Genomic DNA, 18,909 nt, shown 5'->3' with positions numbered 1-18,909 from the left:
TGCAAAGTTAATCAGTTTTACCGGACTTTACCGGAGAGCAAATTGCAGTGGAAGATGTAGCGGTTTGATGAAAATCTCCTGAAACAATACTTTAATTGGAGTCAGGTAAACCTTGAATGAATTAATTTAAATTCAATACTAATAAATTCAGTTGCCATATTGTTTTGCAACAATTATTGTAGCTGTAATGTATTTAGAAGTTTTTGCTCTATGAACTGCATGAAAAATCTTCAATAATAAAAAAATGTACAGGAGTGCTACGCCAATGAAGCTAAATAGGAGCACAACTGCATGGCTAATATTATCAAATGCGATAAGATTAAGCTTTACTGGAAAGTTGTAGCAACAGTTACCTTATCCTTTACCATCTCTCTCAATGTCGCAGCAATCGCATTGGCATCAAGGCCGATTTCATCGTACAGTTGCTTCACAGAACCATGCTCTACCAGGCGGTCAGGAATACCCATGATTTTTACATTGGCTTTGTATCCGTTGGCATTCATAAATTCCAGTACAGCCGAACCAAAACCGCCCACAACGGTTCCATCTTCAACGGTAATTATTTTGTTGAATTTGCTGAATACTTCATGAAGCAGTTCTTCATCAATGGGCTTTACAAAACGCATGTCATAATGCGCCGGGTTAATGCCTTCTGCTTTTACATCACGTATTGCAGCGGCAGCAAAATTACCGGGATGACCAAAAGAAAGAATCGCTACATCCTGTCCATCTCTTAATTTTCTTCCCTTGCCAATCTGAATTTCTTCAAATGGCGTTTTCCATTCAGGCATAGTGCCTTCGCCGCGTGGGTAACGAATAACAAAAGGATTGGTAGTAGTAGTTAATTGCGATGTGTACATCAGGTTGCGCAATTCCTTTTCATTCATCGGAGCACTGATAATCATGTTGGGTATGCAACGCATATAGGCTATATCATAACAACCGTGATGCGTGGCGCCGTCTTCGCCTACAAGGCCTGCCCTGTCTAAGCAAAACACTACCGGTAGTTTTTGTATGGCTACATCATGCACTACCATATCATATGCCCTTTGCATGAAGGAAGAATAAATATTGCAGAATACCCGCATGCCCTGTGTTGCCAGGCCAGCGCTCAGGGTTACAGCATGTTGTTCGCAAATGCCGACGTCAAAAGCACGGTCGGGCATTTTTTCCATCATGTATTTTAAGGAAGATCCGCTCGGCATTGCCGGGGTAATTCCCATAATCTTATCATTCATTTCAGCCAGCTCAATAATGGTATAGCCAAATACATCCTGGTATTTGGGCGGCTGAGGAATGTCAAATTTTTTCTTTTGTATTTCGCCGGTTACTTTATCAAACAGGCCTGGGGCATGCCATTTGGTTTGGTCTTTTTCTGCCAGCTCATACCCTTTGCCTTTCACCGTTTTTATGTGCAATAATTTAGGGCCGGGAATATTTTTAAGATCAGATAAAGTGTCAACAAGCTTGGTAATATTGTGTCCATCAATGGGACCAAAATAACGCAGGTTCAACGCTTCAAATAAATTGGCGCTGCTGCTCACCATGCCTTTTAAACCATCGGTTAATTTTTGCGCCATGGAGCGGGAAAAAGTTGTTCCAACGGGTAATTTTCCCAGCAGGTTCCAAACATCATCCTTTACTTTATTGTAGGTATGAGAGGTGGTAATATCAGTAAGGTATTCTTTTAACGCACCCACATTGGGGTCAATGCTCATGCAGTTGTCGTTCAAAATAATGAGCAGGTTGCTATTGGCGATGCCGGCGTGATTCATAGCTTCAAAAGCAAGACCTGCCGTCATAGCACCGTCGCCGATTACGGCAATATGCTGACGATCTTTTTCGCCCTTATAATAACTGGCCATTGCCATCCCCAAAGCCGCACTGATGGATGTTGACGAATGTCCTACTCCAAATGTATCATATTCACTTTCGTTCCTGTTGGGGAAACCGCTTAAGCCATGGTACTTTCTGTTGGTAGGAAACTGATCCCGCCTGCCGGTTAAAATTTTGTGTCCGTAAGCCTGGTGACCTACATCCCATACCAGTTGGTCATACGGTGTATTGAAGATATAATGCAGTGCAACGCTCAGTTCCACCACACCTAAACTGGCAGCAAAATGGCCACCGTGCACACTTACAACGTCAATGATGTATTGCCTAAGTTCATCACAAACCAGGTGCAATTGTTCTTTGCTTAGTTTTTTAAGGTCATCAGGGCTATTGATTTCACTTAACAGTTTGCCGGCTTTGATATCCATTGTTTACTTTTTGCGGTGCAAAGTTACTATTTCAGGCGCTTTACACGGTGATTCTAACAAATGTACAACGTTAAAAGTTGTGCATTATTTAAGGAAACCAGTTTTATTTAATCAGGGAGATTTTTCCTTACGCCATCCAGTCTTTTTAATAATACTCATTTTAGAACTGCCCTCTTAAATAACTCATTACTAAATAGTGTACCATAATCAAAGATTGATCTGACCATCAGCAATATGTAGCTTAAATATTTTGTTCAAATAATAGTATCATTGCTTTTGAAATATTACAGCCTGTAGGCTAATGCCAAACTAATTCACATGCAATTTCCGGTAGTAATTCATTTTGGGAAAAGCAGTCTGCCACTGCATGCTGTGCTGGAAACGGCAGGATTTTTTATTGGTTTCAGGTATTTTTTATTCCTCAAAAAAAAACAAGGTGATACTATTGATTCAAATACCAGAACCTGGATATTAATCGGGGCTATTTTTGGGGCATTGATAGGAAGCCGCCTGATTGGTGCGCTTGAAAAACCACACGAACTACTTACGACAAAAAATACCTGGCAATATATCTACACCAACAAAACCGTATTAGGTGGCTTTCTAGGCGGCTTGTTTGGCGTAGAACTGGTAAAGAAATTAATTGGCGAAAAACGAAGCAGCGGGGATCTGTTTACTTACCCGATGATACTGGCGCTCATTATTGGTCGGATTGGTTGCTTTAGTATGGGCGTTTATGAGGAAACTTATGGTACACCTACTACATTTTTTACGGGAATGAATTTGGGCGATGGAATACTGCGCCACCCGGTAAGTTTATATGAAATTGTATTTTTAATTGTACTTTGGATTGGCCTGCAACAAGTTGAAAAAAGATATGTGTTGACCGAAGGCGCCAGGTTTAAAATTTTCATGATTGCATATATCGCTTACCGGTTTTTACAGGAGTTTATCAAGCCATCGGATATCATTGTTGCCGGTTTGTCTACCATACAATTAACAGCCATTGCCGGATTATCATACTATTACCGTTACCTGATTCACCCAAAAAAATTATTACAAGCAAATGCCAGTACGCCCCTACACTTACTATGATTTTACCCTCAGCATTTGCAGCACCTGTTTACGCCGTGTAGATGCCAAAATTATATTTGAAAATGACAATGTGTACATGCATAAAAACTGCCGGGAGCATGGCTTTGAGAAGGTACTAATTGCAACTGATATTGCTTACTACAAAAACATCCGCAATTACAATAAGCCTTCAGAAACACCTTTGCATTTTAATACCAAAACACATTATGGATGCCCGTATGATTGCGGTCTTTGTACCGATCATGAGCAGCACAGTTGCCTCACCGTTATTGAAATAACTGACCGTTGCAACCTGCAATGCCCCACCTGCTATGCCATGAGCAGTCCGCATTACGGCCGGCACAGAACCATTGAAGAAGTTGAAAAAATGCTGGACATTATAGTAGCCAACGAAGGCACACCGGATGTGGTGCAAATCAGTGGTGGCGAGCCAACCGTACATCCTGATTTCTTTGCCATTATGGATATTGCGAAGCAAAAGCACATTAAACATTTAATGCTAAACACGAACGGTATACGCATTGCAAAAGACTTCGAGTTTACAAAACAACTGGCCACCTATGCGCCGGATTTTGAAATTTATTTGCAATTCGATTCTTTTAAATCATCTGCGCTGGAACAATTACGCGGTAAAGATTTGACGGAAGTCCGGATGAAGGCACTGGAACACCTGAATGCATTGAACCTTTCTACCACGTTGGTGGTAACCTTGCAAAAAGACGTAAATGATGATGAGATTGGAAAAATAATTGACTTCGCATTAAAGCAAAAATGTGTTCGGGGTGTTACGTTTCAACCTACGCAAGTCGCAGGACGAACAGAAAATTTTGACCCGGCAACCGACCGCATTACGCTAACAGATGTTCGCCAGAAAATACTGGATCAAACGGCTGTATTTAAGCCGAACGACCTGATACCAGTGCCTTGTAACCCCGATGCGCTGGTAATGGGCTATGCGTTAAAATTAGCCGGACAAACATTTCCGTTAACAAGATATATTGACCCTGCGCAACTATTGGACAACAGCCGCAATACCATTATTTATGAACAGGATGATGCATTGAAAGAAAAGATGATTGATATTTTCAGCACCGGAATTTCTGTTGACAGGGTAGAAGAAAATATGAAGCAACTACTCTGCTGTTTGCCGCAAATTGAAGCGCCCGGTTTGGGTTATGATAATTTATTCCGTATCATTATCATGCGGTTTATTGATGCGTATGATTTTGATGTAAGGGCAATCAAGAAAAGCTGCGTACACATTGTACATAAAGATGGTCGCATCATTCCTTTTGAAACAATGAATTTATTTTACCGGGATGATAAGGAAAATTATTTAAAGCAACTTCAACAGGAAAGAACAGCCTTACCTCAGTAATAAAACAAGATGGAAATATTATTTGTATTGATTTTTCTACCTTTCATTTTAATGATTGCCGGCATTGTTCAATTAATCAGAAAGGATCTCCAAAAGAAAAGTGCCGGAAAAAAATTATTACTGGCTGGCATTGGCTTACTGGGTGTTGAATTATTAATTGGCTACTCAATGTGCAGTAACCTGCATTTGGGCGAAGGAATACATTAATTTAAACGATATGAAACCTGTCTTAAAAAATACGTTGATAGGATGCTCTGCCGCCTACGCAGTGTTATCCTTGTTAATTTTGCTGACCACCAAAGATGCTGCTACCGGTATAGGTTTAACAGGATTAATACTAGGTATTCTCTTCTTTTTTTTCGGATTGATTTTGTGTATTCCGGCTGGCAGCAGGGATATAGGAAAAGGACTATTGCTCAGCGCAGGATTGGTATTTTTAATCGGCGTAAGTGTTTGTTCGATCTTCCCGGGTAACATGAATTTTCATTAGACATACCGCATCATATTCAAAATCAAATCCGCATCCGGACAATTGTGTAAATACTTTTCTTTTTCAGCGATCGTGCAAACTCCCGGATAATCACCCTTGCTTACCCGCATATCATGAATGATTTGAAAGTGCAGGTGCGGAGGCCATTCGCCATTTTCAGATGGTCCTCCAAAATGCGCCAGCAATTCTCCCCGACTGATGTATTTTCCTTCCTGCATATTGGAAAGATCCGCCAGGCTTAAATGTCCATATAAAGTATGAAATACAAGTGTTTCCAGCTGGTGCTGTAAAATAATGGTGGCACCGTAATCTCCAAAATTGTCATTGTAAGCAAAGCTGTGTACCGTACCACCAACCGGCACGAAAACTTTTGTACCTGCCGGTCCCCAGATATCTATACCCAGATGAATAGAACGTGTGGCGATTTCAACAGATCCTGTTGTAAAGTGATTGCTGCGCTGGTATAATACCCTGTCTTCGCCATAGCCGCCAATACCATACGTTGCACCGGCAGCAGCTAATTTGTTATCGATGTATTGAGTGAATTTTTGTGTATCAGCTATAAGGTCTTCCGAAAGTTCCTTATTGGCTACCGTAAAATCAAGCGCTATTAACTTATCTCTGGCTGGATTAAAATTAACAACGTTGCAGAAGTGAGGCTGGTTTTTTTGCAACACATTTTCGAGTGGGCTGTTCATTAAATGAAGGTAAGCATATCTTTTAAGGTGCGCTAAAATGCCTGTGCCCGTTAATAAACCAATACAATATCTTGTTGCTGAATGGGCATCGTAATATTTTCCAACCTTACATCCACTTGCTCCAGCAATTGATCTTCCAGTAAATTGGCAAAGGTTTCAAAATAAACAATGGCGTCCTCTTTCTTATTACGTTTTAACCAGCGAAAGCCGCCGGGCAATTGTCGCAAAACTGCTTTGTCTGATAAATATTCTATGTGATGAATGTCGGTTGGGGTTAGACCGATTTCATTTAAACGGGTAAATATCAAACCCAGCGGCGCATTTGTTACCGGGCAAAATTCAATGGCCAGTTCGGTCCACTCGCCGGAGCCTGTGTGCGCATATCGTAATACTTCTTCTTTACTGAAACTGGTAACCGACTGTACCAGATTACCACAGTTGCAGGCGCCATGGTGGCCCCAGCTATGGTAAGCGCCATTGCGCAAATTGGTGGCGGTTAAACGGAGAGCATTGATGAGTTCAATAGTTGGTTTTGCCATGCGATAAATTTACCCTATAAAACACTGCAAATGAAATTTTGTTCAACGTCTTCATTGCTTTTGCTTTGGGTGAGCCACCCTTGAGGGGTGACCCACCCAATACAGGCTCCACCCTGGTGGGTCACCCCTCAAGGGTGGCTCACCTGGGAGGAGGAAGGCTATTCCAGTTTAGAATCAGGAAATCCATGCTCATAATAATACCTTGCCTGCGCTTCATGCAATGATATAAATTGGCTTAATCCACCAAAAAATTCCAACACCTTTTCTGCGTCGCAATAAGTATTGCATAACCGCACAAAATAAAAATAGGAGCAATGCAAATAATCAGAATAATTGCTAAATACTTTATGCTTCAAAGAATTCAGGTGGACATAAATGATGGCAGTCTTTAACCAGTTGCCTGTATCAATTTCCAATCTTTTAAATGGCTTTTGAAAAAGACCGCCATGATGCCGGTATTTATTTTTGGTATAGTTCGCAAATGAAACCATAAAACTATTTACCTGGCGCTCCAGCATTTCATCAACCAACGCCACCTTATCAGTTGCTGCCAATAATTTTTTCATGGCAACAGTTTGTTTTGCAAAATCGATGTTGTTAATAGCGTTTACAATTGCATCGATGGGTTTTATTTTGACAATAAAATGGGCATGATTATTCAATAAACAATAGGCCCAGGTATCCACTGCAAAACTGGTAAACTGCTGAAAGCGTTCTAAAAAAATATCGTAATCACTGTTTTGGCGAAAGAGTAAAATACCATCAATACTTTTAAATACCAGGTGGTAATGATTGTCAGGAAAAAATCGTGATTTGAGTAATTCTGAAACCGGCATGGAATCTATATTCCGGTGGGTTATACAGAGGCAACGGCATCCCCAAGGTGGGTCACCCCAAAAAGGGTGGCTCACCTTGGGGACTGCTGATGTAATTTTTACTAGTGCAATTAATTTTCTGCAACGTCTTTTATTCCCGCAGTTACGGGTGAGCCACCCTTACTGGGGTGACCCACCCGTAACTGCTACACCACCACGTTAATCATCTTATTCTTCACATAAATAATCTTCTTAGGATCTTTTCCTTCCAGCCATTTTTGTACAACATCATTTTGCAATACAATTTCTTCCACCTGTTTCTGATCAAGATCTAAAGCCAGGGACAGATTGGCTCTTACTTTTCCATTGATAGAAATAGGATATTCTTTGGTGCTTTCTACCAGCAAAGCAGGATTAAAAGTTGGATACGTGGCATCTAAAATACTGCCTTCGTTACCCAACTGATGCCACAATTCTTCTGCAATATGTGGCGCATAAGGCACCATCAATATCAATATTTTTTCCAGCACTTCTTTTTTATGACACTTTACATCAAACAGGTCATTGATACAAATCATGAAGGCACTTACGGCTGTATTAAAAGAAAACTTCTCGGTGTCTTCTTCAATTTTTTTGATGGTGCGGTGCAGGATTTTTAATTCAGCATCGGTGGGCTTTTCGTCTGTCCAAACCTTGCCTTTAATATCATCATTAAACAAACGCCATAGCTTTCTTAAAAAACGGTGAACACCTTCAATGCCTTTGGTATCCCACGGTTTGCTGGCTTCAACCGGGCCGAGGAACATTTCATACATGCGGAAAGTGTCGGCGCCGTATTTATCACACAACTCATCAGGGTTAACTGTGTTGTATTTTGACTTGGACATTTTTTCGACTTCGTGCTTACATTGAATGAAGTCTTCGCCGTCTTCTGTTTTGCCATCCCAAAAGATGCAGTTTATGCTTTTCTCTATTTCGTCCACAGAAAAATTATCTAGCTGGAATGTCTTAGCAAGACCTTTTCGAGTTAATCTATTTTTTGAATCAACAAAAAGATGGGCATACCTCACTCTTGTTTTCTGAAACTCTGAAATATCATCAGCCCTATATTTTTTCCCATTTAATTCAAAAATCGTAGAGCCTTCTTTTTCAAATATATCTATGGACATTAAAAAGTGATAGAACTCTTTATTGGTATTTTCTAAATCAGAAACTGTAATTTCTAAATCGTGAGCATAAAACCCAATGACAAAATAAGAATTCCCCGTTATCATCCCCTGATTAACCAACTTCCTAAATGGCTCATCAAAACCAATCAAACCCAGGTCAAACAATACTTTCGTCCACATACGGCTGTACAATAAATGCCCTACTGCGTGTTCTGTTCCGCCTATATATAAGTCTACCTGGTTCCAGTAATCGCTAGCTTTACGGTCACAAAAAGTGGTGCCATTGTGCGGATCCATGTAACGCAAAAAATACCACGATGATCCTGCATAACCCGGCATAGTAGAAGTCTCCCTTCTGCCTGCAGGTGTGTTTACCCAATCTGTAATATTTGCCAGCGGTCCTTCGCCTTCCGGGCCAGGACCGTATTTATCTACATGCGGTAATTCCAGCGGCAGCTCTTCTGCATCCAACGGTACGGCTATGCCATCCGTCCAGATAATCGGGAACGGTTCGCCCCAGTATCTTTGCCGGCTAAAACCTGCATCCCGCATTCTGTAATTGACTTTTCGTGTGCCGATGCCCAGCGCTTCAATTTTATCTACGGCAACACCAATCGCATCTTTCATCAGCAGGCCATTTAAAAAGCCGCTGTTTTGCAAAATGGCTTCCTTGGTGGCATTGGCTTCTTCACCGGTATAATAGTCGCCGATAATATTGGTAATGGGGATATTAAAGTGTTTTGCAAAAGCAAAATCGCGTTGATCACCGCAGGGCACAGCCATAATAGCACCCGTACCATAGCCTGCCAACACATACTCCGAAATCCAGATAGGAATTTCCTTTCCATCAAAAGGATTGATGGCGTAAGCTCCCGTGAAACAACCGGTAATGGTTTTGGCTTCTGCAAGCCTTTCCCTTTCGCTGCGGCTCTTTACATACTGCAAATATTTGTCGATGTCCTCTTTCTGCTCCGCACTTGTAATAGCCGCTACCAGCTCATGTTCCGGCGCCACTACCATAAAGTCCACACCAAAAATAGTATCCGGACGGGTGGTGTATACCCGTAGCTTTTTATCATTGTCTTTTATAACAAAATCCATTTCAGCACCCTGCGATTTGCCAATCCAGTTGCGCTGCATTTCTTTCATGCTTTCGCTGAACTCTACTGTTTCCAGCCCCTCCAGCAAACGATCTGCATAGGCAGTAATGCGCAGATACCACTGGCGCATTTTCTTTTTTTCTACCGGGTGGCCACCGCGTTCACTCACGCCATTTACCACTTCATCATTGGCCAGCACAGTGCCCAAAGCTTCGCACCAGTTTACTTCGCCGTACTTGCTGAAGGCGAGCCGGCGATTCATTAAAATTTCTTCCTGCTGCTGTTTGCTGTATCCTTTCCATTCTTCTGCAGTAAAATGTTTGCCGGGTACTGGCTCCCCAGTTTTAGGCAAAGCACCTTTTGTTTCGTACTTTTTAATCAGCTGCGAAATGGGCAAGGCCTTTTTTTCCGTGTTACAGAAATAACTATTGAAGAGTTGTAAAAAAATCCATTGCGTCCATTTATAATAATTGGGGTCGCTCGTTTGCACTTCCCTTTCCCAATCGTAACAAAAACCAATTTTATCTAACTGACTTTTAAACGTCGCAATATTCTTTTTTGTAGTCTCTGCCGGATGCTGACCAGTCTCCAAAGCATATTGTTCTGCAGGCAAACCAAAACTGTCAAAGCCCATCGGGTGAAGCACATTAAACCCTTTCAATCTTTTATACCGGCTGTAAATATCGCTGGCAATATATCCCAGCGGATGCCCTACATGCAAACCTGCACCACTCGGGTACGGAAACATATCCAGTACATAATACTTTGGCTTGGCCGATTCGTTGGATACCTGGTACACTTTATCAGCCTTCCACTGATCCTGCCATTTTTTTTCAATCTCGTTAAATCTGTATTCCATTACTGCTTATTTATTATTCCTTGCTTAAAAGGGTATATTCTATTAATTTTTGTACAAGCAAATACACAGCTTTGTGGAACATCGTTGTGTCACTCACTTATACTGAAAATCGTCTGGCAACTCTTCCTAAATTGCTACTTTACACTTTTATCGGTTAATTCTCAAACTTTCGGTTTGATGTGTCTGTACCTTCTGAAGACAATAACAATCCGAAAAAAATCAGACATCTAAAAATCAGACATCAGCCATTGCTTTCCTGTTTTGTGAAAGAAAAGTTATTTAAACGTTCTTCACCAACAAGATATCCAACAATAAAAATATATTTGGCAGGCAATCGTTTTGCAGTGGGCAAAAGTACAGTAAAGCAGCTAAAAACCTTTATTTTTGCGCTCCCGTTCATAACGGGGAGATAAAATTAAAAACTCCTTTCTACCAAACCATAAAAATTATGTCTCAATTCGGAAAAGCAAGCGGCAAACGGGGTCAGCCAACGTATGCGTATGCCATCATCGGCGTTGCCTTGGTGTTATTTTTATTTGGCATTGTCGGCTGGTTTTTTCTGAATCTGCGTAAATCTGGTGACTATTTTAAAGAAAATATCCAGGTGCATGCTTTTCTGTATCCGGATGCAGGTAAAAAGAAAATTGACAGCCTGAAAGACTATATCACCGCCATTCCATACGCACGAGATGTAAAACATGTTACCAAAGAAATGGCAGCCATGGAATGGAACAAAGACAATGACAGTACCTGGAAAAAGCTGCTGGACTATAACCCACTGCCCGAAAGCATTGATTTTTACATCAAGGCCGATCACGTGGAAAAAGATAGTCTGAACATGTTGTCAGAAAATTTGGAAACCACTTTTCCCGGTGTAATTAAAGAATTCCAGTTTCCTACAGAAACGGTGAGTAAAATAAGCGGTTATGTAAAAACCGGTGCCATTGTATTTCTAATCGGCGCCTGCATTCTTACTATCCTTGTAATATTTTCTATTGACAATACTATCCGGCTGGCGATGTACAGCAACCGCTTTATAATAAAAACCATGCAGATGGTAGGGGCAACCAGGGGCTTTATTGCCAGGCCAATTACCTCAAGAGCGGTGCTCAATGGTTTGATTGCCGCGGGCCTGGCCATTGCTGCCATTTGGGGCACCATACTGCTCACGGAAAGTTTTATACCCAACTTCAAATTGCTGCATGATAACAAAAGCCTGATCATTTTATTTTTAGTCATCATCGTACTCGGCATTGCCATGACGCTGGTAAGCACTTACCTGGCCGTTTTGAAATACCTTAAAATGAAACTGGACGATCTTTATTAACGGTGCCGCAACGTTCAATTAAATATTATTGCCTTTATTTGCATTTCTAAAATAACAAACATGATCACGAATAAAAAACAGGCCACCCCAAATCCCTTATTTGGTAAAGAAAATTTTACCTGGATGCTGGTTGGTTTGGTTATAATGGCCATCGGATTTTTTTTAATGGCAGGTGGTAAAAGCCCTGACCCTACAAAATTCAATGATAATGAGATTTACAGTTTCACCCGTATAACCCTGGCTCCTTTTTTAATCATTGTGGGTTTTGTGGTGGAAATATTTGCGATTATGAAGAAGCCCAAAATAAGCGAATAATTTATACGTTAATAAAAGCAGTTGCGAAGTATGAGCTTCGCATTTTTTATATCCTGGTTACAAAACAACCTGCATGAACACCATACAATCCATTATTATAGCCATTGTTGAAGGGCTTACCGAATTTCTTCCTATCTCTTCTACCGGTCACATGATCATTGCTGAAAAAGCATTGGGTGTAACAGAAACCGATTTTATAAAAGTATTTACCGTTGCAATTCAATTGGGAGCCATTCTGGCCGTTGTGGTGTTGTATGCCAAAAAATTCTTCAACTTTAACCGTTGGCAGTTTTATCTAAAACTGGCTGTGGCGGTTGTTCCCGCTTTAATTTTTGGATTTTTATTCAGTAAAAAAATTGATGCTCTTTTGGAGAGTTCTTTAACAGTCGCCATTACCATGCTTGCAGGTGGGATTGTTTTATTGTTTATTGATAAGGCCTTTACAAAGCCTGCCATTCAATCAGAAGAAAAAGTATCATATGGTAAAGCCGTAATTATTGGCATTTGGCAATGTATCGCAATGGTGCCAGGTGTCAGCCGCAGTGCGGCTTCTATCATTGGCGGTATGCAACAAAAATTAACACGCAGTGCCGCTGCTGAATTTTCTTTCTTCCTGGCCGTGCCCACCATGCTGGCAGCTACAGTCTATAAATTATTAAAATATTATAAAGAAAGCGGTGGCTTTTCAGCTGAAGAAATCAAGCAGCTGGCCATTGGCAATATCGTAGCCTTTATAGTTGCAATGCTTGCCATCAAATTTTTCATTACCTTTTTGAAAAAATACGGCTTTCGTGTTTGGGGTATTTACCGCATTGTTTTGGGCGCTACGCTGCTGTTACTTATCTGGAAAGGGGTAGTGCAATAAACAAAACTTATCTACTGCATTTTCTTATCCGGACTCTTATCATGTCGCCAATAATTATCCTGCCTTTGAATTAAAATACCTAATTTAAATGCTTAACCTTAATTAATGCAAACCGCTTCCAAAAAAGTAATTACCGGCTGGGCCATGTACGATTGGGCTAACTCGGTGTATAACCTGGTAATTACTACTACTTTTTTTCCCGCTTACTATGCAGCTATCACCGGCCTTAAGAATTTCCCGGATGGCATTTATTTTTTAGGTCGTCATTTTGTAAATACCGAACTGAAAGATTATGTACTGGCATTTGGATTTTTAATTGTGGCCATCATGTCGCCCATACTTTCTTCCATGGCGGATTACAAAGGCAACAAGAAAAACTTTATGCGCTTCTTTTGTTACATGGGCGCAGCCAGTTGTTCGCTGATGTTTTTCTTCGATAGAGACCATGTAACCCTCGGGCTAATGTGTTTTATGTTCGCCGGCATTGGGTTCTATGGCAGCCAGGTTTTTTACAATTCTTACTTACCTGAAATTGCCGCAGAAGCTGACCAGGACAGGGTTAGCGCCAAGGGCTATACATTTGGATACATAGGCAGCGTACTGATGCAAATGGTAGGTTTTGCCTTGGTTATATTAATGCCCGACAATCCGCTGCCGTTAAAAATTACTTTTTTACTGGTAGGTGTTTGGTGGGTTAGCTTTGCGCAAATTACTTTTAACCGGTTACCCATCAGCAGCATTACTGAACGTAAAGCAAAGCACCATGTACTGGTAAATGGTTTTAAAGAATTAAAAATTGTATGGAACCAGCTAAAACACATGCCGGTCTTAAAACGGTATTTAACCGCTTTTTTCTTTTACAGCATGGGCGTACAAACTGTAATGCTGGTGGCGATTGATTTTGGCATTAAAGAATTAAAACTGGCCGATCAGAAACTCATTATTACGGCTGTGATCATTCAACTGGTAGCCATTGTTGGCGCCATCGGTATGTCTAAATTATCGGCCCGGTTTGGTAATGTAAACGTGCTCATATTTACTGTTTTGCTGTGGATAGGTGTTTGTATTGCAGGTTATTTCATTACTACAGAAATGCATTTTTATATCATCGCTTCATTGGTTGGTTTGGTGATGGGAGGTATACAATCACTCAGCCGCTCCACCTACAGCAAGTTTATGCCCGAAACAAAAGACACGGCTTCTTTCTTCAGCTTTTATGATGTTACAGAAAAACTGGCCATTGTGATCGGCTTGTTTACATTTGGTTTTATTGAAGGCATCAGCAGCATCCGCCAATCCATTTTATCACTGGTGGTATTTTTTGTGCTGGGTTTTGTGTGGTTGTTGCTTACGTCTGCAAAACTGAAAAAAAGCAAAATAGCATAAGCAGGATTTATTAAATTAATTTTGAGGACAAGAAATCAAAAATAAATCCATCTGCATCATGAAACTATATTCCATCAATGCCGGTTATTTTAAATTAGATGGCGGCGCCATGTTTGGTGTTGTTCCAAAAAGTATGTGGAACAAATTAAACCCGGCTGATGAAAACAATATGTGCAGCTGGGCTTTGCGCTGCTTATTGATTGAAGATGAAGGCAAACTAATTTTGGTAGATACCGGCATGGGTAATAAACAGGATGCCAAATTTTTTGGACATTATTATTTGCACGGCGATGATACGCTTGATACATCGCTGGCAAAATATGGCTTTACAAAAGATGATATTACAGATGTTTTTTTAACCCACCTTCATTTTGATCACTGCGGCGGTTGCATTGAAAAAGCGGGTGACGAATTAGTGCCTGCTTTTAAAAATGCTATTTACTGGAGCAACAAAAACCACTGGCAGTGGGCTACACAGCCCAACGACCGGGAGAAGGCCAGTTTTTTAAAAGAAAATATTTTACCCATTCAGCAAAGTGGCAAATTGCAGTTTGTTGAGGTAAATAAACAATCTTCCATCGTACAGCATGACTCGGCAGTTACTGCTGCTACCATTATTGAGCAATCTCCTTTTACAAAAAATGTTTCCTTTATTGTTGCCAACGGCCACACTGATGCAATGATGTTACCTGTTGTAAATTATAATGGAAAGACAATTGTGTATACGGCGGATCTGCTTCCTTCTGCAGCACATATTCCCCTGCCTTATGTAATGGGTTACGACATGTTTCCATTAACAACCCTGCACGAAAAGAAAATATTTTTAACCGAAGCAGTTCAAAACAATTACATCCTGTTTTTAGAACATGATCCGGCGAATGAATGCTGCACATTGCAACAAACCGAAAAAGGAATTCGTGTAAAAGAAGCCTTTAAGCTTAGCGAAATTGTTTAAAATACTGCTTGCAAATAAACCGGGAATTTGTGCGTGAGGGATTGAAGCGGAAATACTTTTTTGAGGTACGAAAAAAAGATTGCAGCGTAAAGCCCGGCCCCTTTCCGCCTCGGCGCGGCGGACGGGGACACGCCACGATCTTTCTTTTTAAGTTGTGTCGATAGTTAAAGCCCTCTTACACTTATGAGGGAAGTAAGCGGATAACGCAAATTTTTATACCCATACATGTCCACTTTGATAGAGCCTACACTCACCGGGCTTTCTACCCTAAGCAGCAAATGATTGGGATCGTCACTAACCCATGCATTCATTTTTTCGCCGCCTTCAAAGATAGTTCCCTTTACCAGTAGCGGTTTAAACCTGATGGCCTTGAATTTTCCGTATTGGGTTTTTACAGTTTCCTTGCCCATATAACGCAGGTATAAATGGTATACTTCGTCATCCAAAAACATATCGAAAGGAATTTTATCTCCTGGTTTATATTTATTAAAATCGATGTTGCGGGCGTAGTAAATAGCACTAATTACATCCTGTATGCAACGGCTGGTTTTAAACACACCATTGTTGCTGATGGCTGTGCCGGTGCCCTGGTTAAAAGTTACATTGTTATAAATTTTATGCCCTCCTTCATCTACATTGCGGATGAATTTCATCGGTAGCATCGTGGCTGTATCTATATAGGTTTCGTACCGATCGCGTACTTTGAAGAAGTTGTCAAAGAACGGATAGTTTTTTCCTTCGCCTAAACAATGATAGGCTGTTTTTCCATTGAACCTTTCCAGGGTAGTTGTAAAAGTAGCCTCGCCTGCGCCCACGTACATACCGAGTGTATTGTAAAACACCTTCATGGTGACCACTTCGCCGGCAATAAAAGCAGTATTCTTTATTCCGCAAAAATCGCCCTTACCCTCATTTTGTGCAATAGCGCCAAACCCCAACGTTAAAAACAAGGCTATTAAAATTCCTTTCATCTTTCTTTTACAATTTTGATACTTAAAATTAATAAACTGCCTATAATAGCCGGTATTACCAGGTTAATGATCCAAATACCAAGGGCGGCAGCGCTAACACCTGTTTGATTACCGGTATAAAACTGAAAAATGGCCCAGCTTGCGCTTAACCTCACCGGTAATTCAATAAAAGCAAATGTCGGTGCAACGGCCATCACCAGGTAAAAAATAGTGAGCAGCCAAAAAGCAAGCCCTGCGGCAATCTCCACATCCATCACCCTTAACAGCAGCAGGTATTGCAAAACAAATACCACATACCGCACAAACGATAAAGATAGTATCTGAAGCAACTGCATATTGTTAAATTCATCTAAAATAGCAATGTGCCGAACTATCCTATCCAATGCCGGTATTTTTTCCATTGTGCGTACCAGCCACCCTAAACGAACATAAAATAACAACAGCAACACTGTTAACGCAATACTAAGTGATGTTATTACTGTTTGCCAAAAAGGCGGCAAAATAGTTGTGACACCACTGGCCGTTTGCGAAAAATATTTCAGCAGCATTAAGCCGGCACAACCCATAATCATAGTAACCAGCAATTGGCTGATGCTGCCAACGATTGTAAGCGAAATGGCTTTAATGCGATTACCATCATCTACATATAAAATACGGCCCCCATATTCACCGATCCTGTTGGGAGTTAGCATGGTGATACTACATCCAGAAAGCACTGATTTAAACGCCCGGTAAAAAGAAAACGGTTGAACATGTTGTACCAGCTTTTGCCACTTACGGGCTTCGATACCCCAGTTCACCAGCATTAAAAAAACCACCAGCCAAAGCCGGGCATCTATCCAGCTGCTTTTTATTTGCTGCCACTGCGTACCCACATTGGGGCGGTTAATTATTTGCCGGTATAATGTCCACGACAAAATGATAAATAGCAAAGGCCCTAAAAAATAATTGATTAATATTTTTACTTTTTTATTCAAGAGGGATTTGTTTATTTTCACTGGCATGTTGGCTGCGCAGGGAAATGAAGCATTTAATTTACTTTTGTTACGGACCTTGACGAGTTAACTGTAGTTATTTAATTACAAGTATAGTTGAAATATTCAGTTAATCCATCAATCAAAAAATACAAAGCACCAGTTGCAAAAAAAATCAACCATCATTTTAGGAATTGATCCGGGTACCGTTGTGATGGGATACGGACTGATAAAGATAACCGGTAGCTCAATTTCATTAATAGACCTTGACATTTTAAGACCGGGCAAAGTAGACGACCCATATAAAAAGTTACAGCTCATTTACAACACGGTAAGTGGATTAATTATAAAATACAAACCAGATGTATTTGCCATTGAGGCACCGTTTTTTGGCAAGAACGTACAGAGTATGCTAAAGCTCGGAAGAGCACAGGGCGTAGCCATTGCAGCCGCCATGCGACATGGCCTGGACGTTACTGAATATGCTCCAAAAAAGGTAAAGCAATCCATCACTGGTAACGGTAATGCAAGTAAGGAACAGGTGTTAAAAATGCTGCAGCGATTGCTGAATTTTAAAGAAGATCCCAAATATTTTGATGCATCCGATGCACTGGCGGTAGCTGTTTGCCATTATTTCCAGGAAAATACCGTGCTGCCCGGAAGTGGCAATAAAGTAAATGGGTGGGATGATTTTCTTAAAAAAAATCCGGCACGGTTAAAAAAATAATCGTTACAGATTAGCAATAATTTTTTGCTGAATGGCTTTAAATTCTTCCGGCGATAATTTCAATTTTCCACCGGTAAAGCTGATGTCTTTTTCTGAATTGATCGGCATCAGGTGCACATGCGCATGCGGCACTTCCAAGCCGATAACACTGATCCCGCAACGGTTACAATCAAATGACTTTTCGATTGCATGGGCGATGGGTTTTGCAAATACCATAATCGAATTTAAGTAGTCATCAGGTAAATCAAAAAACTTGTCTGTTTCAATTTTTGTAGTAATTAGTACATGCCCCTTTACCAGTGGGTAGATATCTAGAAAAGCAAAAAACTTGTCGTCTTCTGCAATTTTATAAGAAGGAATCTGGCCTGCAATTATTTTTGAAAAGATGGTCATACCTGGTAAATTTTGGCTAAATGTACAAACAAAAAACCCACTCAAAAATTGAATGGGTTAAAAAACTTTAAGCTTGTTAATCAGATCGTAATATCTTCTACCTTAAATTTTAACAGGCCCACAGGTACGGTTACTTCAGCTACGTCGCCAATTGCTTTGCCCAGCAATCCTTTTCCGATGGGAGAAGTTACTGAAATCTTGCCCAGCTTTAAATCAGCCTCTTTCTCCGACACAATCTGGTAGGTAACTTTCTTTTTGGTACCCAGGTTGGTTACAGTGACCTTCGTTAGAATAGATACTTTGCTGGTATCGATATTGTTTTCGTCTAAAATACGGGCAGTCGCAATTACTCCTTCCAGGTATTTTATTTTGGCTTCCAGCATGCCCTGGGCTTCTTTTGCGGCATCGTACTCCGCATTTTCTTTCAGGTCACCTTTTTCACGTGCTTCGGCAATGGCTTTACTGGCAGCAGGGCGCTCTACACTTTTCATATGGTGCAGCTCAATTTTCATTTGCTCGAAGGTTTCTTGTTTTACATAGTTCATTCCGCTCATAACACTTCTTTTTAGATAATAGAAAAAAATACAACGCC

General features: G+C 40.7%; 19 protein-coding genes. 10 read left to right on the top strand and 9 right to left on the bottom strand.

All coding sequences use genetic code 11. The features are described 5' to 3' along the window. Nucleotides 1–326 precede the first annotated feature (326 nt). The gene (gene dxs / locus JWR61_RS00185; RefSeq protein WP_301925883.1) at nucleotides 327–2,261 is read right to left on the bottom strand and encodes a 1-deoxy-D-xylulose-5-phosphate synthase; all 1,935 of its coding nucleotides are present in this window, start codon (nucleotides 2,259–2,261) and stop codon (nucleotides 327–329) included. 318 nt (nucleotides 2,262–2,579) lie between these two features. On the opposite strand from dxs, the gene JWR61_RS00180 reads away from it, so the two are divergent. Genes JWR61_RS00180 through JWR61_RS00165 form a run of 4 tightly spaced genes read left to right on the top strand, consistent with a single transcriptional unit; the run spans nucleotide 2,580 to nucleotide 5,224 of the window. After that, nucleotides 2,580–3,356 carry a prolipoprotein diacylglyceryl transferase gene (locus tag JWR61_RS00180; protein WP_301925882.1) on the top strand — a complete coding sequence of 259 codons (777 nt, stop codon included), beginning with the start codon at nucleotides 2,580–2,582 and terminating at the stop codon, nucleotides 3,354–3,356. Beyond that, the gene (locus JWR61_RS00175) at nucleotides 3,328–4,734 is read left to right on the top strand and encodes a radical SAM protein (RefSeq protein ID WP_301925881.1); all 1,407 of its coding nucleotides are present in this window, start codon (nucleotides 3,328–3,330) and stop codon (nucleotides 4,732–4,734) included. The genes JWR61_RS00180 and JWR61_RS00175 overlap by 29 nt, the downstream gene beginning before the upstream one ends. A 9-nt stretch (nucleotides 4,735–4,743) precedes the next feature. Further along, nucleotides 4,744–4,941 (top strand): hypothetical protein, encoded by a 198-nt coding sequence (locus JWR61_RS00170; protein ID WP_301925880.1) that lies wholly within the window; start codon nucleotides 4,744–4,746, stop codon nucleotides 4,939–4,941. Between the two features lie 10 nt (nucleotides 4,942–4,951). Further along, nucleotides 4,952–5,224 (top strand): hypothetical protein, encoded by a 273-nt coding sequence (locus JWR61_RS00165; protein ID WP_301925879.1) that lies wholly within the window; start codon nucleotides 4,952–4,954, stop codon nucleotides 5,222–5,224. On the opposite strand, the gene JWR61_RS00160 is transcribed toward JWR61_RS00165, so the two are convergent. The 4 genes from JWR61_RS00160 to JWR61_RS00145 form a co-directional block, all read right to left on the bottom strand. Next, the gene (locus tag JWR61_RS00160; RefSeq protein ID WP_301925878.1) at nucleotides 5,221–5,922 is read right to left on the bottom strand and encodes a peptidoglycan DD-metalloendopeptidase family protein; all 702 of its coding nucleotides are present in this window, start codon (nucleotides 5,920–5,922) and stop codon (nucleotides 5,221–5,223) included. The genes JWR61_RS00165 and JWR61_RS00160 overlap by 4 nt on opposite strands. A gap of 50 nt (nucleotides 5,923–5,972) precedes the next feature. Then, nucleotides 5,973–6,461, bottom strand: coding sequence for a hypothetical protein (locus JWR61_RS00155; RefSeq protein WP_301925877.1), 489 nt, complete (start codon nucleotides 6,459–6,461; stop codon nucleotides 5,973–5,975). A gap of 158 nt (nucleotides 6,462–6,619) precedes the next feature. Beyond that, nucleotides 6,620–7,297 (bottom strand): hypothetical protein, encoded by a 678-nt coding sequence (locus JWR61_RS00150; RefSeq protein WP_301925876.1) that lies wholly within the window; start codon nucleotides 7,295–7,297, stop codon nucleotides 6,620–6,622. A gap of 185 nt (nucleotides 7,298–7,482) precedes the next feature. Continuing rightward, entirely contained in the window at nucleotides 7,483–10,404 is a 2,922-nt protein-coding gene (locus tag JWR61_RS00145) for a leucine--tRNA ligase (protein ID WP_301925875.1), read from the bottom strand. A 448-nt stretch (nucleotides 10,405–10,852) separates the two neighbouring features. On the opposite strand from JWR61_RS00145, the gene JWR61_RS00140 reads away from it, so the two are divergent. The 5 genes from JWR61_RS00140 (at nucleotide 10,853) to JWR61_RS00120 (ending at nucleotide 15,252) form a co-directional block, all read left to right on the top strand. Continuing rightward, nucleotides 10,853–11,731, top strand: a complete 879-nt coding sequence (locus JWR61_RS00140) for an ABC transporter permease (RefSeq protein WP_301925874.1) — start codon at nucleotides 10,853–10,855, stop codon at nucleotides 11,729–11,731. Nucleotides 11,732–11,791: 60 nt separating this feature from the next. Further along, the gene (locus tag JWR61_RS00135; protein ID WP_290339923.1) at nucleotides 11,792–12,046 is read left to right on the top strand and encodes a DUF3098 domain-containing protein; all 255 of its coding nucleotides are present in this window, start codon (nucleotides 11,792–11,794) and stop codon (nucleotides 12,044–12,046) included. A gap of 73 nt (nucleotides 12,047–12,119) precedes the next feature. Next, a complete protein-coding gene (locus JWR61_RS00130) occupies nucleotides 12,120–12,911 on the top strand; it encodes an undecaprenyl-diphosphate phosphatase (protein WP_301925873.1) in 792 nt (263 codons plus the stop codon). Nucleotides 12,912–13,016: 105 nt separating this feature from the next. Then, nucleotides 13,017–14,297: an MFS transporter gene (locus tag JWR61_RS00125; RefSeq protein ID WP_301925872.1), complete on the top strand. Its 1,281-nt coding sequence runs from the start codon at nucleotides 13,017–13,019 to the stop codon at nucleotides 14,295–14,297. Between the two features lie 58 nt (nucleotides 14,298–14,355). Further along, nucleotides 14,356–15,252, top strand: a complete 897-nt coding sequence (locus tag JWR61_RS00120; protein WP_301925871.1) for an MBL fold metallo-hydrolase — start codon at nucleotides 14,356–14,358, stop codon at nucleotides 15,250–15,252. A 164-nt stretch (nucleotides 15,253–15,416) separates the two neighbouring features. Here the strand turns inward: JWR61_RS00120 and JWR61_RS00115 are convergent, their stop codons facing one another. Together JWR61_RS00115 and JWR61_RS00110 are read right to left on the bottom strand one after the other, a co-directional pair. Then, nucleotides 15,417–16,223, bottom strand: coding sequence for a DUF3108 domain-containing protein (locus JWR61_RS00115; RefSeq protein WP_301925870.1), 807 nt, complete (start codon nucleotides 16,221–16,223; stop codon nucleotides 15,417–15,419). After that, complete coding sequence (locus tag JWR61_RS00110) at nucleotides 16,220–17,200, bottom strand: lysylphosphatidylglycerol synthase domain-containing protein (protein ID WP_301925869.1); 981 nt, start codon at nucleotides 17,198–17,200, stop codon at nucleotides 16,220–16,222. Before JWR61_RS00110 ends, JWR61_RS00115 begins: the two co-directional genes overlap by 4 nt. Before the next feature lie 160 nt (nucleotides 17,201–17,360). On the opposite strand from JWR61_RS00110, the gene ruvC reads away from it, so the two are divergent. Continuing rightward, the gene (ruvC, locus tag JWR61_RS00105; RefSeq protein WP_301925868.1) at nucleotides 17,361–17,924 is read left to right on the top strand and encodes a crossover junction endodeoxyribonuclease RuvC; all 564 of its coding nucleotides are present in this window, start codon (nucleotides 17,361–17,363) and stop codon (nucleotides 17,922–17,924) included. A gap of 3 nt (nucleotides 17,925–17,927) precedes the next feature. On the opposite strand, the gene JWR61_RS00100 is transcribed toward ruvC, so the two are convergent. Next, entirely contained in the window at nucleotides 17,928–18,317 is a 390-nt protein-coding gene (locus JWR61_RS00100; protein WP_290339916.1) for an HIT family protein, read from the bottom strand. An 80-nt stretch (nucleotides 18,318–18,397) separates the two neighbouring features. Then, entirely contained in the window at nucleotides 18,398–18,871 is a 474-nt protein-coding gene (greA, locus tag JWR61_RS00095) for a transcription elongation factor GreA (protein WP_290339915.1), read from the bottom strand. Between the last annotated feature and the right edge of the window lie 38 nt (nucleotides 18,872–18,909).

Origin of the sequence: Ferruginibacter sp. (genome assembly GCF_028288465.1) — a bacterium.
In the GTDB taxonomy this organism is placed as follows: domain Bacteria; phylum Bacteroidota; class Bacteroidia; order Chitinophagales; family Chitinophagaceae; genus Ferruginibacter.
This window is presented reverse-complemented; position numbering and strand designations above follow the sequence as displayed.

What these genes read in the sequence shown, in the direction of transcription:
- JWR61_RS00100 (WP_290339916.1), bottom strand. Translation starts at nt 18,317, where the DNA reads ATGACCATCTTTTCAAAAATAATTGCAGGCCAGATTCCTTCTTATAAA.
- JWR61_RS00150 (WP_301925876.1), bottom strand. Translation starts at nt 7,297, where the DNA reads ATGCCGGTTTCAGAATTACTCAAATCACGATTTTTTCCTGACAATCAT.
- JWR61_RS00120 (WP_301925871.1), top strand. Translation starts at nt 14,356, where the DNA reads ATGAAACTATATTCCATCAATGCCGGTTATTTTAAATTAGATGGCGGC.
- JWR61_RS00130 (WP_301925873.1), top strand. Translation starts at nt 12,120, where the DNA reads ATGAACACCATACAATCCATTATTATAGCCATTGTTGAAGGGCTTACC.
- JWR61_RS00165 (WP_301925879.1), top strand. Translation starts at nt 4,952, where the DNA reads ATGAAACCTGTCTTAAAAAATACGTTGATAGGATGCTCTGCCGCCTAC.
- JWR61_RS00170 (WP_301925880.1), top strand. Translation starts at nt 4,744, where the DNA reads ATGGAAATATTATTTGTATTGATTTTTCTACCTTTCATTTTAATGATT.
- JWR61_RS00180 (WP_301925882.1), top strand. Translation starts at nt 2,580, where the DNA reads ATGCAATTTCCGGTAGTAATTCATTTTGGGAAAAGCAGTCTGCCACTG.
- JWR61_RS00135 (WP_290339923.1), top strand. Translation starts at nt 11,792, where the DNA reads ATGATCACGAATAAAAAACAGGCCACCCCAAATCCCTTATTTGGTAAA.
- JWR61_RS00125 (WP_301925872.1), top strand. Translation starts at nt 13,017, where the DNA reads ATGCAAACCGCTTCCAAAAAAGTAATTACCGGCTGGGCCATGTACGAT.
- JWR61_RS00145 (WP_301925875.1), bottom strand. Translation starts at nt 10,404, where the DNA reads ATGGAATACAGATTTAACGAGATTGAAAAAAAATGGCAGGATCAGTGG.
- JWR61_RS00155 (WP_301925877.1), bottom strand. Translation starts at nt 6,461, where the DNA reads ATGGCAAAACCAACTATTGAACTCATCAATGCTCTCCGTTTAACCGCC.
- JWR61_RS00160 (WP_301925878.1), bottom strand. Translation starts at nt 5,922, where the DNA reads ATGAACAGCCCACTCGAAAATGTGTTGCAAAAAAACCAGCCTCACTTC.
- JWR61_RS00175 (WP_301925881.1), top strand. Translation starts at nt 3,328, where the DNA reads ATGCCAGTACGCCCCTACACTTACTATGATTTTACCCTCAGCATTTGC.
- greA (WP_290339915.1), bottom strand. Translation starts at nt 18,871, where the DNA reads ATGAGCGGAATGAACTATGTAAAACAAGAAACCTTCGAGCAAATGAAA.
- dxs (WP_301925883.1), bottom strand. Translation starts at nt 2,261, where the DNA reads ATGGATATCAAAGCCGGCAAACTGTTAAGTGAAATCAATAGCCCTGAT.
- JWR61_RS00140 (WP_301925874.1), top strand. Translation starts at nt 10,853, where the DNA reads ATGTCTCAATTCGGAAAAGCAAGCGGCAAACGGGGTCAGCCAACGTAT.
- JWR61_RS00115 (WP_301925870.1), bottom strand. Translation starts at nt 16,223, where the DNA reads ATGAAAGGAATTTTAATAGCCTTGTTTTTAACGTTGGGGTTTGGCGCT.